General features: G+C 70.8%; 19 protein-coding genes. 9 read left to right on the top strand and 10 right to left on the bottom strand.

What is annotated here, in order from left to right; genetic code table 11:
* Window positions 1-262: 262 nt before the first annotated feature.
* Window positions 263-1,420: a glycoside hydrolase family 64 protein gene (locus AB0F56_RS33630; protein WP_362016770.1), complete on the top strand. Its 1,158-nt coding sequence runs from the start codon at window positions 263-265 to the stop codon at window positions 1,418-1,420.
* A gap of 50 nt (window positions 1,421-1,470) precedes the next feature.
* On the opposite strand, the gene AB0F56_RS33625 is transcribed toward AB0F56_RS33630, so the two are convergent.
* From AB0F56_RS33625 to AB0F56_RS33615, 3 genes are all read right to left on the bottom strand, one after another.
* Window positions 1,471-2,652 carry a PP2C family protein-serine/threonine phosphatase gene (locus AB0F56_RS33625; protein WP_362016769.1) on the bottom strand — a complete coding sequence of 394 codons (1,182 nt, stop codon included), beginning with the start codon at window positions 2,650-2,652 and terminating at the stop codon, window positions 1,471-1,473.
* Window positions 2,653-2,796: 144 nt separating this feature from the next.
* A complete protein-coding gene (locus AB0F56_RS33620) occupies window positions 2,797-3,018 on the bottom strand; it encodes a helix-turn-helix transcriptional regulator (RefSeq protein ID WP_362016729.1) in 222 nt (73 codons plus the stop codon).
* On the bottom strand, window positions 3,018-3,509 hold the full coding sequence (locus AB0F56_RS33615) for a DUF2975 domain-containing protein (protein WP_362016727.1): 492 nt from the start codon (window positions 3,507-3,509) through the stop codon (window positions 3,018-3,020). Before AB0F56_RS33615 ends, AB0F56_RS33620 begins: the two co-directional genes overlap by 1 nt.
* Window positions 3,510-3,625: 116 nt before the next feature.
* On the opposite strand from AB0F56_RS33615, the gene AB0F56_RS33610 reads away from it, so the two are divergent.
* Genes AB0F56_RS33610 through AB0F56_RS33600 form a run of 3 tightly spaced genes read left to right on the top strand, consistent with a single transcriptional unit; the run spans window position 3,626 to window position 5,627 of the window.
* A complete protein-coding gene (locus tag AB0F56_RS33610; RefSeq protein ID WP_362016725.1) occupies window positions 3,626-4,363 on the top strand; it encodes a HemK2/MTQ2 family protein methyltransferase in 738 nt (245 codons plus the stop codon).
* Entirely contained in the window at window positions 4,360-4,608 is a 249-nt protein-coding gene (locus AB0F56_RS33605) for a CDGSH iron-sulfur domain-containing protein (RefSeq protein ID WP_362016723.1), read from the top strand. Before AB0F56_RS33610 ends, AB0F56_RS33605 begins: the two co-directional genes overlap by 4 nt.
* 17 nt (window positions 4,609-4,625) lie before the next feature.
* The gene (locus AB0F56_RS33600) at window positions 4,626-5,627 is read left to right on the top strand and encodes an iron-containing redox enzyme family protein (protein ID WP_362016767.1); all 1,002 of its coding nucleotides are present in this window, start codon (window positions 4,626-4,628) and stop codon (window positions 5,625-5,627) included.
* Between the two features lie 63 nt (window positions 5,628-5,690).
* Here AB0F56_RS33600 and AB0F56_RS33595 read toward each other — a convergent pair whose 3' ends face one another.
* From AB0F56_RS33595 to AB0F56_RS33585, 3 genes are read right to left on the bottom strand one after another with little or no spacing between them, the layout of a single operon-like run.
* Window positions 5,691-6,188 carry a flavin reductase family protein gene (locus AB0F56_RS33595; protein ID WP_362016721.1) on the bottom strand — a complete coding sequence of 166 codons (498 nt, stop codon included), beginning with the start codon at window positions 6,186-6,188 and terminating at the stop codon, window positions 5,691-5,693.
* A gap of 51 nt (window positions 6,189-6,239) precedes the next feature.
* Complete coding sequence (locus AB0F56_RS33590) at window positions 6,240-6,491, bottom strand: DUF2188 domain-containing protein (RefSeq protein ID WP_362016719.1); 252 nt, start codon at window positions 6,489-6,491, stop codon at window positions 6,240-6,242.
* 57 nt (window positions 6,492-6,548) lie between these two features.
* A complete protein-coding gene (locus AB0F56_RS33585; RefSeq protein ID WP_362016717.1) occupies window positions 6,549-6,704 on the bottom strand; it encodes a DUF6131 family protein in 156 nt (51 codons plus the stop codon).
* A 371-nt stretch (window positions 6,705-7,075) separates the two neighbouring features.
* Between AB0F56_RS33585 and AB0F56_RS33580 the strand changes: the two genes are divergently transcribed.
* Window positions 7,076-7,399: a plasmid stabilization protein gene (locus AB0F56_RS33580; RefSeq protein WP_362016715.1), complete on the top strand. Its 324-nt coding sequence runs from the start codon at window positions 7,076-7,078 to the stop codon at window positions 7,397-7,399.
* Between the two features lie 31 nt (window positions 7,400-7,430).
* Window positions 7,431-8,093, top strand: coding sequence for an HAD family hydrolase (locus AB0F56_RS33575; protein ID WP_362016714.1), 663 nt, complete (start codon window positions 7,431-7,433; stop codon window positions 8,091-8,093).
* Window positions 8,094-8,217: 124 nt separating this feature from the next.
* On the opposite strand, the gene AB0F56_RS33570 is transcribed toward AB0F56_RS33575, so the two are convergent.
* Both AB0F56_RS33570 and AB0F56_RS33565 read right to left on the bottom strand, forming a co-directional pair.
* Entirely contained in the window at window positions 8,218-8,391 is a 174-nt protein-coding gene (locus tag AB0F56_RS33570; RefSeq protein WP_362016712.1) for a CsbD family protein, read from the bottom strand.
* 149 nt (window positions 8,392-8,540) lie between these two features.
* A complete protein-coding gene (locus tag AB0F56_RS33565; protein WP_362016710.1) occupies window positions 8,541-8,900 on the bottom strand; it encodes a PRC-barrel domain-containing protein in 360 nt (119 codons plus the stop codon).
* Window positions 8,901-9,245: 345 nt separating this feature from the next.
* Between AB0F56_RS33565 and AB0F56_RS33560 the strand changes: the two genes are divergently transcribed.
* A complete protein-coding gene (locus AB0F56_RS33560) occupies window positions 9,246-9,941 on the top strand; it encodes a CBS domain-containing protein (RefSeq protein ID WP_362016708.1) in 696 nt (231 codons plus the stop codon).
* 57 nt (window positions 9,942-9,998) lie between these two features.
* On the opposite strand, the gene AB0F56_RS33555 is transcribed toward AB0F56_RS33560, so the two are convergent.
* Together AB0F56_RS33555 and AB0F56_RS33550 are read right to left on the bottom strand one after the other, a co-directional pair.
* Window positions 9,999-10,298 carry a DUF1876 domain-containing protein gene (locus tag AB0F56_RS33555; protein WP_362016706.1) on the bottom strand — a complete coding sequence of 100 codons (300 nt, stop codon included), beginning with the start codon at window positions 10,296-10,298 and terminating at the stop codon, window positions 9,999-10,001.
* A gap of 55 nt (window positions 10,299-10,353) precedes the next feature.
* Window positions 10,354-12,198: a bifunctional UDP-sugar hydrolase/5'-nucleotidase gene (locus AB0F56_RS33550; RefSeq protein WP_362016704.1), complete on the bottom strand. Its 1,845-nt coding sequence runs from the start codon at window positions 12,196-12,198 to the stop codon at window positions 10,354-10,356.
* Between the two features lie 524 nt (window positions 12,199-12,722).
* Between AB0F56_RS33550 and AB0F56_RS33545 the strand changes: the two genes are divergently transcribed.
* The gene (locus AB0F56_RS33545) at window positions 12,723-13,805 is read left to right on the top strand and encodes a class I SAM-dependent methyltransferase (protein WP_362016765.1); all 1,083 of its coding nucleotides are present in this window, start codon (window positions 12,723-12,725) and stop codon (window positions 13,803-13,805) included.
* A 151-nt stretch (window positions 13,806-13,956) separates the two neighbouring features.
* A complete protein-coding gene (locus AB0F56_RS33540) occupies window positions 13,957-15,255 on the top strand; it encodes an MFS transporter (RefSeq protein ID WP_362016702.1) in 1,299 nt (432 codons plus the stop codon).
* The last annotated feature ends 19 nt before the right edge of the window (window positions 15,256-15,274 follow it).

Raw genomic sequence — 15,274 nt, 5'->3', positions numbered from 1 at the left:
GCCCGCCCCTCGCGCCCTCGCCGGCATCCGGATGCCCCGACGTCCCGGCATCCGGACGTCCCGGCATCCCGACGTCCCGACATCCCCGAACGTCCGAAGCATTGACAGGGTCATCACATCCTCACCATTCTGAGAGCGCTCTCAGAGCGCTCTCAGTCCTCGTTCCCCCACCCCGAGGAGCCCCCACGTGCCTTCCCACCGCCGCCGTCGCGGGCAGCTCACGCTGCTCGCGTCCGTCACCGCCGCCGCCCTGATCGGCACCATAGTGACCCTGGCCGGCCCCTCCCCCACGGTCCAGGCCGCGCCCGCCGGGACCGCCGCCGTCCCGGCCACCATTCCGCTCACGTTCAAGAACAACTCCGGCCGCTCCGACCGGATCTACGTCTACAACCTCGGCACCGAGCTCTCCACCGGCCGCCAGGGCTGGGCGGACGCGAACGGCACCTTCCACCCCTGGCCGGCCGGCAGCCCGGTTCCCGTCCCCGCGCCGGACGCCTCGATCGCGGGCCCCGCGCAGGGGCAGTCCATGACGATCCGGCTGCCGAAGTTCTCCGGCCGGATCTACTTCAGCTACGGCCAGAAGCTCGACTTCAGGCTGGCGACCGGCGGCCTCGTCCAGCCTGCCGTCCAGAACCCGAGCGACCCCAACCGGAACATCCTCTTCAACTGGTCCGAGTACACGCTCAACGACGCGGGCCTCTGGCTCAACAGCACCCAGGTCGACATGGTCTCCGCCCCGTACGCGGTCGGCGTCAAGCGACCCGACGGCAGCGTCGCCACCACCGGCCGGCTCAAGCCCGGCGGCTACCGCGGCTTCCTCGACGGGCTGCGCGCCCGGCCGGGCGGCTGGGCGAACCTGATCCAGACCCGCACCGACGGCACGGTCCTGCGCGCCCTCGCCCCGGGCCACGGCATCGAGGCCGGCGCCCTCCCCGCGAACGTGATGGACGACTACATCAACCGCGTCTGGACGAAGTACACGAACTCGACGCTCACGGTGACGCCGTTCGCCAACCAGCCGTCCGTGAAGTACTTCGGCCGCGTCTCGGGCAACGTCATGAACTTCACCAACAGCGCGGGCGCGGTCGTCACGTCGTTCCAGAAGCCCGACTCCGACAGCGTCTTCGGCTGCTACAAGCGGCTCGACGCGCCCAACGACCAGGTGCGGGGCCCCATCTCCCGTACCCTCTGCGCCGGTTACAACCGCTCCACCCTCCTCACCAACCCCAACCAGCCGGACACCTCCTCGGCAGGCTTCTACCAGGACGCCGTCACCAACCACTACTCACGGGAGATCCACGCACGGATGGCGGACGGCAAGGCCTACGGCTTCGCCTTCGACGACGTCGGCGCCCACGAGTCCCTGGTGCACGACGGCAATCCGCTGCAGGCGTACGTCACTCTCGACCCGTTCGACTAGGAGCTGTCCGGCCGATCACCGCCGTGGGCGGGGTGTGAAGCACCCTGGGTTCATGCCTCCGTGCCGCGGCCGCTCGGGTGCCACTCGCTGAGGAGGATCGTGGCGTCGTCGCGCAGCTTGTGGTGCTGGTGCTCCCGGAGGCCCTGGACGAGGCGCCGGAGGGCTTCGGGAGCGGGATGACCCGCCGCCGTGGCACGGATGACGGTGTCGCCCAGCCGTTCCTCGCCGTACAGGTCCCCCTGGGGCGAGCGCGCCTCGGTGACGCCGTCGCTGTAGAGGAGGATCCGGTCACCGGGCTGGAGACGCTGGGAATGCTCGGTGGGCGGTGATTCGGCGAGGAACCCCCACCCGAGCGGCAGATCGGGCTCCCGGGCCAGCGCCTGCGGGAGGACTCTTCCGTGGCGGATCAGCAGGGGTGGCGGGTGCCCGCAGTTGATCCAGGTCAGCCGTCCCTCGGAGGTGTCCAGATGGGCGACGACGGCAGTCATGAGCCGGTCGGTGAACCACTGGTCCAGGATTCCGTCGATCGAGGTGACGATGTCGGTCAGCGAACCGCCGGAGCGGCGGGTCGCACGGCAGGCGGCGAGCCCCGCGGCGCTGGCTCCACCGGAGGCGAGATCGTGGCCCATGGAGTCGATGACTGCCAGGTGCAGGCCGCGCTCGTCCAGGGTGTGGTCGAAAGTGTCGCCTCCGATGTCGTACGCGGGTTCGAGCACCGCCGAGGACGTCACCTCTGCCGTGCCGATGGTCCGCGGCGGCAGGAAGGCCCACAGCAGTTCGGCCTGCACCGTCATCGCCCGCGAACGCTCCGCCTCGACCAGAAGGTCGCTGTGGGACGACATCGACACCACGAGCAGGGCGGCCACCCCGGCGAGCGTCTCGCTGCGCCTGAGCAGAGCGCCGTCCAGCGAGGGCGCCTCCACCATGAGGACACCGAGGCGCTCGACTCCGTCGATCATCGGCAGCCAGGCGGTGACGCCGTCCCGCGACCGCTGCACCTGCTGCGTACGGTAGGCCAGGCCCGCAAGGGACGAGTCGACTTCCAGTGTTTGGTGCTGCGGGGCATTGGGCTGGGGCAGTGCAATCAGCCGGATCTGCTGCAGATCCGCCACGTACATGGCCGCCCCCTGGAGCCCGATGCGCCGGCCCGCCTCGTTCACGAGGGCCGCGAGCTCCCGCCCGGACACGAGGTGGGAGCGGGCCAGCAGATCGGCCAGTACGTCGTCGTACATCGCCACACGACCTCCGCGGCTCGGGGCTGCTCGCGGCCGGGCGGGGAAAGCCACCCGGGCTCTCTCACAGATGCCCCTGGAGTGGCTCTCAGGCTACGCAGCCCCTCCGGTGATCGCCTCCTCACGGGCGGGCCGGATGCCTCTTCATTCGCCGGCGGTGTCCTCGCACTCCCAGCGCAGCAGGTCACCCGGCTGGCATTCGAGCACCTCGCAGAGCGCGGCGAGCGTCGCGAACCGCACCGCCTTGGCGCGGCCGTTCTTCAGGACCGCCAGGTTGGCGGGCGTGATCCCCACGCGGTCCGCGAGCTCGCCCACGGACATCTTCCGCCTGGCCAGCATCACGTCGATGTCGACGGCGATCGGCATCAGATCACCTCGTCCAACTCGGCCTGCATCTGCGCCGCTTCGACGTCGCGCGCGACGGCCTGGGCGAGCAGCATCCGCAGGAGGAGCACGATGAGCGCGACACCCAGGATGGCCAGGCCGATCCCGGCCATGATGACGGTGACGCCCGGGTCGTCCCGCTGGTCGGGCGCATTGATGGCCGTGACCGTGAACCACAGGAGGGCGGCCGCGACGATCGCGCCGATGATGACGTCCACGTACCGGAAGGCGGCGTGGGAGAAGACGGTGCCGCGTCGCACCATCGTCACCAGGCGCCATACGCAGACCAGGGCGACCTGGGCCGTCCCGATGCCCAGGACCGTGATCACGCGCAGCGGGGTGAGCGGGAGCGACCCGTCCTCCGGGTCATTCCCGCTGACCAACACCCACACCATCAACGCCTGTACGAGCACGCTGCCCGTGAGCACCACCACGAGCACGGCGCGCAGCGCGCCCACCGTCAGCTTTCCCATGACCCATCCTTCGATCGAGCTACGATGGGAATCTATCGACTCTCGATAGATGAAGCAAGGGAGCGGAACGACGGAGCGGAAGGGGTGGACCGCCGCGCTCCGGGCACACGCGGGGCATGGACGTGTTCACGCTGCCGGGTGTCTACGCCCCCCAGGCCGATACGGAACTCCTGCTGGCGCGACTGGGCCGGGAGGATCTGCTCCCCGACACGCGTTCGCTGGATCTGTGCACCGGTACGGGAATCCTGGCGATCGTCGCCGCCCTCAACGGCGCACGGGCGACCGCTGTCGACATCTCACGGTCCGCGATCGCTGCCGCTCGCCTCAACGCGCGCCGGTACGGCTGCCGTGTCCGACTGCTGCGAGGGGACCTGGACACGCCCGTGGCGCGGGAGCGCTTCGACCTCGTGACGGCCAACCCGCCGTACGTACCGAGCGTCCGGCCGGAACAGCCCGCCCGCGGCTCCGAGCGGGCGTGGGACGCCGGGCACGACGGCCGTCTACTCCTCGACCGCATCTGCGCCCGGGCCCCGAGGCTGCTGACACCGACCGGCGTGCTCCTGCTCGTGCACTCCTCGCTGTCCGACGTCTCGACGAGCGTGGAGGCGCTGCGACGGGGCGGCCTGCACACGACCGTCGTCGAGCGCCGTGTCCAGCCCTTCGGCCCGGTGATGTCCGCTCGCGCACGGTGGTTCGAGGCGCGGGGACTGATCCCCACGGGCGCGGACACCGAGGAGCTCGTCGTCATCCGGGCGTCCGCCGGCGCGCATGGGCCGTCGTGGCCCGGGTACCCGCCCGCTCGACAGTTGCGGCACACGCCCGGGAACCGGAACCGATCGGCTGGTCCGACATGACCCTTTCCAAGGAACGTACGACAGGGCCCACCGGCACGGTTGCGCGGGTGAGGCTTCTCGCCGAGGGGCCTCTCCTCGTCGAGGGCCCGGTCGAGATCGTCATGCCGGACGGGACGGTCACGCTCTGCGAACGGCCGATGGTCGCACTCTGCATGTGCCGCCGCAGCTCGCGATCACCCTTCTGCGACACCAGCCATCGCACCCACCTCCGGCGAGCCCGGCCCGCCTCGGGGGAGGCAGGGTGACCGCGTCAGGGCACGCGATGAGGGGCCTCGCGGGGCAGCCGGGACTGCCGGACTCCCGTGGCCCCCTGTCCCACGCTGTGCGCCGCCAACTGCTCGACGGCGCGACCCGTCTGCCGGACCATGCGGCCGTGAGGCGATCCGATCCGTACGGAGAGGACGTCCAACTGGCGCTCCACCTCTGCTACGAACTGCACTACCGGGGGTTCGCCCACGTCCCCGACGACAGGGAATGGGATGCCGGTCTCCTCGGGTTCCGGGCGCTCCTCGAAGCCCACTTCGAAGGCAGGCTGCGCCGCGACTGCCGCCGCTTCCACGACGCGGACGAGGCGTTCGCGGACATCCTCGTGGAGCCGGTCGGGGGAAGCGGCGTCTCCCACCACCTCGTCGAGCAGGGGCAGTTGTGGCAGATGCGTGAGTACGCCGCGCTGCGGTCGATCTACCAGCTGAGGGAGGCCGATCCGCACCTGTGGGTGGTCCCCCGGCTCCAGGGACGCGCCAAGGCGGCGATGGTGGCGGTGGAGTACGACGAGTTCGGGTGCGGCCGCGCGGAGCGCATGCACTCCCAGTTGTGGGCGGACCTGATGAGCGACCTGGATCTCGACCACGCGTACGGACGGTATTTGGAGTCGGCCGGCTCCGAGACCCTGGCGACCGTGAACCTGATGTCGCTGTTCGGGCTGCACCGCCGTCTGCGCGGGGCGCTGGTGGGACACTTCGCGGCCGTCGAGGTGACTTCGTCACCGGGCGCGGCGAGGCTGGCGACCGCACTGCGCCGCCTCGGCGCGGGGCCCGCGGCTCAGCTCTTCTACGACGAGCACGTGGAGGCGGACGCCGTCCATGAGCAGCTCGTGCGCCGGGAGGTCGTCGGAGGACTACTGGAGGAGGAACCGGGCCTCGCCGCGGACGTCACCTTCGGCATCGAGGCCACGGGTTTCCTGGAAGACCGGCTCCACGCGCGCGTGGTGGGCGCCTGGCTCGCCGGCCGATCCGCGCTCCGTACGCCTCTCGGTACTCCGTAGGGCGGCGTGGGACGGGCGCCGCCGGCATCAGGCTCAGGCCGGCGGGTCTCAGGCCGGCAGGTCTCAGGCGGGATGGCCGGGAGAGAAGCCTGCGGCGTCGCTGAGGCTGAGCAGACCGGGCGGGCCGGGTGCCGCGTCCTCCGGATCGCTTTCGGCGATCGGGGCGAGCAGGAATCCGACGTGGTCTCCACCGTCCCACCGGGTCTCCACCTGGCCCACGAACCAGGCGGAGGCATCGGCGAGTACGGGTACGCCGCCGGGACCGGACGTCCAGTCCACGCGGGCGAACTTGTCGATCTCGTCGCCGGTCTCCTCGCCGAACAGCCGCGCCGTGTCCATCCGGTCACGGCCCAGGACGTGCACCGCCAGGTGGGAGGAGCGACAGGCCACACCGAAGGTGTGGTTCCGTCGGGACAGCCACACCGTGAAGCGCGCCGGGCTGATCGAACACTGCGACGCGAACCCCACGAGACACCCCGCCCGCTCACCGTCCGCGGCCGCAGCCGTCACGACGTACAGGGGGTGATCGAGCAGCTCCGTGAAGGCGTCAAGGCCCGACATGGGCGACTCCCCTGGAAGACGCCGCCGAGTTCCCCTGCCCTGCTCCCACGCTCAACCGGGGGCCTCGGCGTCGCCGTACGTGTACGCGGTGCGGACGTGACCGTCGCGGGCGTGGACGACGACCTGCGCGGGTGTGTGGTCCTTGGCCCGGTCGCGTGCCGCGTCGATCGCGTCCTTCTGCGTGCGATGCGGCACGTGCAGCATCCGACGGCCTTCCCTGCCCTCGACCTGCCACTTCACGCCCGCGGCCGCCGCCCGCTCTCCGGACGGTGTGACGTGGTAGACAGTCCGTTTCGCTGCCATGATCCTTCTCCTCGCCGTTGGGGCGGACTCGCTGCGCCGCCGAGAACCCCACCTCTCCTACCAATAGTGCCGTCGGCCACCCACCGCGTGTCCGAGCGCGCCGAGGATCCAGAGGACGGCGCCGAGGACCACGAGAACGATCCCGATGGTCCACAGGACGGCGATGCCTGCGGCGAAACCGATGACGAGCAGAATCACTCCGACGAGGATCATGATCTCGTTCCTCCCTGCGTTGCGTCCGGGGGCGGCCGAGTCGTGCAGCAGCCGTTCACCCTTCACCTACGCACGTCGACTACCCGCATCCCGCTGCCGTATGGGTGGCCGAGGCCCGATCGCGCTCGAAGGTGCCTCTCTCGGCAACCGAAAGGGTGCGGCGCGTCACTCGCTGTGTCAGCGTGACGGGGAACGTTCGGGTACGTCCGCAGCAGGAGAGAAGAACCCGGTACGTCGAGCTGTACCTGCCGGCCGCCGAATGCCCGCCTCGTGCCCGGGTAGGCGCGGTGCACACCGTGGACGGGCCGCCGCACCAGAAGCAGCACGTTCCTTCCTCATCCACACCGCAGACCGCCGACCAAGGAGTGACCATGCCTCGCGGTTCCAGCGCAAAGCGTGAGCGCCAGTACGAACACATCAAGGAGAGTGCCGAGCAGCGCGGCGAGAGCACCAAGCGGGCCAAGGAGATCGCCGCGCGCACCGTCAACAAGGAACGCGCCCGCGCGGGAGAGTCGAAGACCGCGAGCCGCTCGTCCATCCAGGACATGTCGTCCTCCAAGCGCGGCGGTCAGCGCTCCCACAGCCGCTCGCAGGGCCCCACGAAGGAGCAGCTCTACAACGAGGCGAAGCAGCGCAATGTCGAAGGCCGTTCGAAGATGGACAAGGCCGAACTCAAGCGCGCCCTCGGCCACTGAAGCCCGTTCCGGACACTGTGAGGCCCCTCCCATGAACCGCGCGGCGCTCTTCGACGTGGACGGCACCCTGGCCGACACCAACCACCTGCACGTGACCGCCTGGTGGGAGGCGCTCCGGCAAGCCGGGCACCACGTTTCCACGCACGCGATCCACCGGGCTGTCGGCCTGCCCGGCGAAGACCTCCTCGGCCACCTGCTGGGGGAGGACCGCGACCACGGGGACGATGATCGGTTGAGCACCGCGCACGACACCCTGTACGCAACCTACTTCGACCGGCTGGCCGCCCTGCCCGGAGCCGCCCCTCTCCTGCGCGAGCTGGCGGGCGCGGGCTGGAAGATCGTGCTGGTCACCTCGGCCAAGGACCGGGAACTCACGGCCCTGCGCCAGGCCATCGACGCGGACGACGCCATCACCGACACCGCCACCTCGGACGACGTCGAGACCGGGAAGCCGGCGGCCGAGCCCGTCCGGCACGCCCTGGAGCTCGTACATGTTCCGGCCGAGCGAGCGGTGTTCGTCGGCGACACGGTGTGGGACATGAAAGCCGCCACCCGCGCGGGCGTGACCTGCGTCGGGCTGCTCTGCGGCGGGATCCCCCGCGCGGACCTGCGGGAGGCGGGCGCTGCCGCCGTGTACAGCGATCCGGCGGACCTTCTGGCGCACCTCGACACCAGCCCGTTCTCGGCGCGGTGACCGCGACGGCCGAGGAGGGGTGACGACGCGAGCGGTGGGGACAGACCAGCGGGGGCGGTTCGGTGACCGGTCGCCCGGGCCCGACACCGCCCCGCGCTGAAGCGCTGAAACACCGAAAGTGGCGCTAGTCCTTCATCGCGTCCTTGATCTTCTCCTTGGCCTGACGAGCGTCTCCCTTGGCCTGCTCCGCTCGGCCTTTCGCTGTGAGTCGCTCGTTCCCGACGGCCCGGCCGGCCGCTTCCTTGGCCTTGCCCGTGGCCTGCTCCTTCTTGGCACGCATCTTCTGCTCACCCGACACAGCTGGGCTCCTCTCGTGCGACATCGTTCACTGTGGAGCGGCTAGCCCGTTCCGGTGGCCCGTAAACGTGCACGGGCGGCACGCTGGAGATCGCCGGAAGACGGCACGGCACGCTGCCGGGCCCGCACCGCGCCCGCCGTGCCCTGCCGCTACATGTGCGGCTGCCCGTAGTACCGGGCGAACTGCTCGAGATAGGTGGGCTCGCCGGTGTACTTGGCCGCGTCGAACTCGGGGGCGTCCTTGATCTGGTCCTTCGTCCGGTCGACGTAGACCGTCTCCTCCGTGATGTCGATCAGCTTGATCGTCCCGGCCGGCAGGAGAACATGCTTGCCGAAGATCCACACCCCGGTGTCGACGACGATGTGGGAGGCGCCGACCTCCTCGGAATGCTTGCTGACCTTGCCGATCGCACCGTCGGTGGCCTCGACCTTGTAGCCGACGAGATCGGTCCCCTGCTGGTATCCCGCGGCCGGGCGGTAGACCCAGATATCGAATTCGCTCACAGCCATGCCCTTCCGTGCAAGAAGTGCCAGTTCGTGGAGAATCTGCCGGGCTTCACGCGAGGTGAAACGGAAGTGCGGAACTCCCACCCGGCTGCCTGCCCTTCCATCGAGCTTCCGGGCCGGCCACCTCCTGCGTACCGACGCACTCTCCGGTCACACGTCCGTAGTCGCCAACGTTCCTCCCGCGACCGGCGATTCGGGCAGGGGCATGGACGGGGGCGTCGACCGGTTCGGCGGCGGTGGCACGGCGGTGGCGCGTAGGTCGACGGGCGGCGGAACATCCGCGTCGCCGGCCTGCCCGCCATGTGAGGGATCATGGACGGAGAAGCGGGAGAAGGGACGGAACGGACGATGCGCAACCGCAGTGTCGCCGACCTGATGACGCCGACCGCGGTGGCCGTGCAGCCGGGGACGCCGTTCAAGGAGATCGCGCGGCTGCTGGACGAGTACGGCATCACCGCCGTACCGGTCGTCGACGAGGCGAACCGGCCGATCGGGGTGGTCTCCGAGGCGGATCTGCTGCGCCGCCACACCGCGAAGGACGGCCCGAGCACAGCCGGAGCGATGATGTCCAGCCCCGTCGTCGCGGCCCGTCCGTCCTGGACGGCGGTGGAGGCCGCGCGGCTGATGGAGCGGCACCGGGTGAAGCGGCTGCCCGTGGTGGACGCGGACGGGCAGCTCATCGGGGTGCTCAGCCGGAGCGATCTGCTGCAGTTGTTCCTGCGCCGGGACCGGGCGATCCAGGAGGAGATCCTGGAGGACGTGGTCATCCGGATCCTCCGCCACTCCCCCGCCGCGCTCCATGTCGACGTGGACGAGGGCCGGGTCACGCTCAGCGGCACGCTGGAGCGCCGGAGCCTCGCACCCGTCTTCGTACGCCTCTGCGAGAGCGTCGACGGCGTCGTGGAGGTCGTGGACCGGCTCTCGTACAAGGACGAAGACGAGGACGGCAACGGAGGCGGAGACGACAACCGGGGCGGGGACGGCGACCAGAGCGGGAACGAGGACGAGAGCGACCGCGAGGACGACCTCACCCCACGCCCCTGACACGCGACCGGGCCCGTCGGCGGGAAGCCGACGGGCCCGGTGCGCGAGGCGGTTCCGTCAGGAGACCGCCTCCGGCCAGCCGTATCCGGGGCCGGTGTGCTGGGGTACGGTCCCCGCGCCCACCGCTTCCATCTCCCGGTTGGCCTCGCGCATCAGCTGACCGGCCAGGTCCTTCATGGCCCGACTCGCGGCGAGCTCGTCACCGATCGCCGGAACATCCACGTCCGACGGGTTGCAGCGTGCGCTGCCGTGGCCGGTGAGGGTCGACGTACCGGTGTTGAGGTGCGCCTCGGCCTTGGTCCTGCCGTCCTCTTCGACCAGTTCCAGGCCGACCGTCCACTCCAGTGTCCGTGTCATGGTCTGCCTCCTCGTGCCGTCGGGACGCGTAGGACCGCCGCGCGCCCCTTCCTACCTACCAGGATCCGCCCACGCGCGCGTGGGCGCGCGCCGACGGCGGTCCCGCGGGGGCCTGCCTGCCCTTGACCCGGACCCGGTTCAGGGGCGCCGGGGCTATCTGCTTGTGCGCCCTCAGGTAGTCCACGAAGCTCTCGTGGTCGGCACCGTTGCGGACAGGGGCGGTGTAGCCGGCGAAGGCGGTGTAGCCGTCGGCTCCGACGACCGTGTACGCCAGTGCCGCCACCCGGTAGGTGCCCGCCGGGTGGATCGGCAGGCCATTGATCCGTACGTCGCCGAACGCGATGCGCTCGCCGACCGGGCGGGCCGGGTCGTAGCTGTACGAGACGTTCTTCGACACCGCGAGCGGGGCGAACTTCACCGTCCCGTCCGCCTGCCTCTGCCACTGCTGTTCGAGGATCGCGTCCAGCTGACGCCCCTTCACGGTCACGGTGAGGACCGGGTTTCCGTAGCCGTAGGCGTTCCAGGACTCGCCGAACAGGATGCGGCCGTCCGCGTCGGCGGGGTGGCTCCCCTTGGCGTACGGGAGGTCGGTGCGCACCGCGTTGCTGCCCTTGGCGGGCTGCGCGGCGATCAGCGCGAGATCGGCCTTCCCCTCGGGGGTGCGGTTGGCGTTCCAGTACTGGACGTCGGCGAACAGGTCGGCCGCGGTACTCTCGCCGACGGCGTTCGCCGCGCGGGTGAAGGGGCCGGTCTGGGTCGCCAGCGGCTCGGCGAAGCGCTCGGCTCCGCGCGCGGCCCAGTGGTCGACGATCTTCTTGACCTCCGGGTCCGGTGCCACGTCACGGGTGACCGCGTGGTTGACGGAACGGGTACGGTCCCGGAGGACCTCGCCGCTCGCCGGATCGATGGACAGGTTGATCTCGTTGATCAGGGCGCCGTGGTTGCCCGTCTCGACGACCGGGCGGGGAACGCCGGCCGGGTCGGGCACCATGCAGTTGAAGCGCGTGTGCCAGTCCCCGGTGACGACCGCGTCGATCTCGGCGGAGACCTTCTTCGCCAGGTCGATCACCGGCCCGTAGGCGTCGCCGCACTCGTTGTAGCCCAGGTCCGCGCCGTTCCGCGGCGACCCGCCCTCGTGCACGTTGAGGACGATGGCCTCGACCCCGCGGCTCTTGAGCTCCTTGACGTACCGCTCGATCGTGCTCACCTGGTCCAGGGCGCGGAGTCCCGGCTGGAAGGACGTCGAGCCGGTGACGGTGGCCTCGGTGGTGGTGGAGAGGAAGCCGACCGGGACCCGCTTGCCGTCGGCTGAGGTGAACCACTCGATGCGGTACGGGTCCACGATCGGCTTCCCGGTCCGCGCGTCGACGATGTTGCCGGTCAGGAAGTCGAAGTCCGCGCCGTGGAAGCGCTGTCCGGTGGAGTCCGTGAAGCAGCTCTCCACTCCGACCGTACCGAAGCACGTGCCCTTGCCCATGTGATCGACGAGGAAACTCGGGGACACGTCCAGCTCGTGGTTGCCCACGGCCGTGAAGTCCAGCCCCAACTTGTTGAGGACCTCGATCGTCGGCTCGTCCTGGAAGGCGTCCACTTCGAAGGGCCAGCCGGCGAAGCTGTCGCCGGTGGCGAAGAAGCGGGAGTTGGCGTGCCCGGAGCGCAACCGGTCGAGATGGGTGGCGAGATAGGCGGCTCCACCGACGGTCACCTGAGTGCCGCCGCCCGCGGGAATCTGTCCGCCCTGTCCGGGGAGGGGCGGCTGGAGGTAGCCGTGGAAGTCGGTGATGCTGAGGAGTTGGACGTCGAGGGTGTCGTCTGCGGAGGCCGGTGCGACGGACAGTGCGCCGCCGATGAGGGCGGTGCCCGCGGCGATGACGCCGATCCGGCGAAGGACGTTTCTCAAGGCGATGACTCCTTCGGAGTGGAACGAGCACCTCCATCTGAACCGGTGTCGGTGTCATGGCCATGAACTTCGAACAGCGCTCTACGGCATGGGACATGACCGGGCTTCATCGCGGCAGGCCCGAGTCGGTCATGTGCGGAATCGCGCCCCTTCCGCCACAGATCCGTCGATCCGCACGGCGTGAATTCGCGGCGGCGGGGCGGGGGGGCGGCGCGCCGACTCGGCGTCATCCAGGGCGAGCCGCCCCGCCGCGGTCCGCCCGCATCCCGCCGCACCTCACCCAGGCGGACGGATCCGGCATTTCGGGCGCTCCCCGATTCGTTGCACCATGCGCCGGCGTCCGTCGGCGACGACGCTCGCAGCCTCGGGTCCCGTCGGCCGCCCTTGACGCGCGCGTCAAGAGCGCGCGAAACATTTCCGCCGGACGGCCCACAGCGCCCCGACTGGTCGAGGATCAACCCTCAAGGAGTTGATGTTCGGTGACGACACAGACCACGCGGTGGGCCACGGGAAGCGGCGGAGCGATGGAGGGCACCCGCTGGTACGCGGCGAACGGCACCCCGCCGCCCGCGCACATCGTGCCCGCCGAGGAGACCATCAGCGTCGCCGCCGCCCACCAGCTCATGGCCCAGGGCTCCGCCATCCTCTGGCGCGGCGACTACCCGTCGGCGCGCCGGCTCCTCGCCGCGCTCGGCCGCCGGGCCGAGCGCGGGCGCACCGCGCCCGCCCAGTCCCCCGCCGACACCTTCCGGCGCCAGCGCCTCGCCCAGTCCCACCGGGCCGTGTTGCTCGGCCGGTTGCTCGTGCCGTACGAGCACGACTGGTGGATCCCGCTGCGCGGCGCGCCCCGCGTGCGCGAGGCCTGCGTCCAGGCGTACGGCCCCAGCTCGGGCCCCGGCGTCGGCTCACTGCGGGAGCTGCTCGGCGTCATCGGGTCGTACGAATGGCGCCGGAAGGGTGTGGAGATCCTGGCGCTCGGGGGCGACCGCGTCCACCCGCACTACGGCGTGTTCTCGCCGGTCCGCGGGGAGTACGTAGACCTGGTCGCGGAGGCCGAACTGCCCGCCGGAGGCACGGCCTTCGACATCGGTACGGGTACGGGCGTGCTCTCCGTCGTGCTCGCCCGGCGCGGGATGCGCCGGGTCGTCGCCACGGACACGGACGCCCGCGCGGTGCTGTGCGCCCGCGACAACGCGGACCGTCTTGGGCTCGCCGCGCGGATCGATGTGCGCCACGCGCACATGTTCCCCGAGGGCCGCGCGCACCTGATCGTCTGCAACCCGCCGTGGCTGCCCGGTGTGCCTCGCACGCCCCTCGACCGGGCGGTGTACGACCCGGAGAGCCGGATGCTGCACAGCTTCCTGACCGGCCTAGCGGACCACCTGGAGCCGGGCGGCGAGGGCTGGCTGATCCTCTCCGACCTCGCCGAACGCCTCGGGCTGCGCGGTCGTACCGAACTCGTCGACGCGATCGCGGCGGCGGGCCTGCGCGTGGTGTCCCGTACGACCACCAAGCCCCGGCACTCCCGGGCGGCCGACCGCTCGGACCCGCTGCACCGGGCCCGCGCCTCCGAGGTCACGTCGCTGTGGCGGCTGGCGGTGGCCTGAGCCTGGGGGCCCGAGCCTGTGGACCTGAGGCCGGGGGCCCGCGCCCCTGGCCTGGGGTCATTGCCTGAGTGAGAACCGACGGCACCGTCTCCCGCGTGTTGGTGGCCAACGGCCTGTTCCGGTCGTGACACCTGGGAACGGAGTGCGTGCTGTGACGGAAGTGGAGAAGGACTTGGCGGGCGCCGACGCGGAGGCCGAGGCGTCGCCGAGCCTCTGGCGTCAGCGCGACTTCCTGCTGCTGTGGAGCGGCCAGACGGTCAGCGAGATGGGCTCGGCCGTCACCCACGTCGCCCTGCCGCTGCTCGCGGTCGTCGCGCTCCAGGCAAGCACGTTCGAGGTCGGGCTGCTGACCGCCGCCACCACGCTGGCGTTCGCGCTGATCGCGCTGCCGGCCGGTGCGATGGTGGACGGCGCTCCGAAACGTTCCGTCATGATCGTCTGCAATCTGCTCCGTCTGGTGATCGTCGGATCGGTGCCGGTGGCGGCCGCGTTCGACGTCCTGACGATGGCGCAGCTGTACGTGGTCGCGGTGGCGGCCGGTGTGTGCACGGTCTTCTTCGACATCGCATACCAGAGTTACGTACCGTCCCTGATCCGCCCCGACCACCTGATGGACGCCAACGGGAAGCTGGGCACCACCCAGGCGTTCGCGCAGCTCGCGGGGCCGAGTCTGGGCGGCGGTCTGGTCGGTGTGGTCGGCGCAGCGGGCGCGCTGATGGCCGACGCGCTGTCCTACGCGGTCTCGGTCCTGTCGGTCCTCGGGATCAGGAAGCGGGAGGATCCGCCGGCGGCGCGGCAGGCGGACGAGACCCTGCGGCGGCGGATCACCGAGGGACTGCGGTTCGTCCTCGGGCACGGCATCCTGCGCCGGGTCGTGGCATGCACGGCCACCGCGAACCTGTTCTCCGGGATGAGCACGGCGCTGGCCATGGTCTTCCTCGTCCGGGTGCTGCACGTGAGTCCCGCGCTGACCGGGCTCGTCATGGCGGGCGCGGCCGTCGGCGGGATCGCCGGGGGCGCTTTCGCCGGCCGGCTCGCCCAGAGGATCGGCTCGGCCCGGATCATCTGGGTGTCGATACTGGTCTTCAGCGCGCCGCAGGTCGTCGCGGCGGCCGCGTGGCCGGGCTGGGGAGTGCTGCTGTTCCCCCTGGGCTGGGGCGTCGCGTACTTCGCCGGGATGGTCTACAACATCGCGCAGCTCAGCTACCGCCAGTCGGTGACGCCGCCGGAGCTGATGGGCCGGATGAACGCGGCCGTCCGCTGGGTGGTGTGGGGCACGCTGCCGCTCGGCGGCGTCCTCGGCGGGGCGCTCGGCACCCTGATCGGGGTGCGGCCCGCGCTCTGGGTGGCGTTCGTCGGTTCGTGGGCGGCCGGGTGGTTCGTGTTCTTCTCTCCGCTGCGCCGCATGCGCGATGTCCCCCGACCGGAGTCGGCGTCCGCCCCTTCGTGACGCGGTGCGTACGCCCAAA

It is taken from the genome of Streptomyces sp. NPDC026092, assembly GCF_040638605.1.
Taxonomy (GTDB): Bacteria; Actinomycetota; Actinomycetes; order Streptomycetales; family Streptomycetaceae; genus Streptomyces.
The sequence above is the reverse complement of the archived record's forward strand: the minus strand, read 5'-3'. Positions and strand labels throughout refer to the sequence as shown.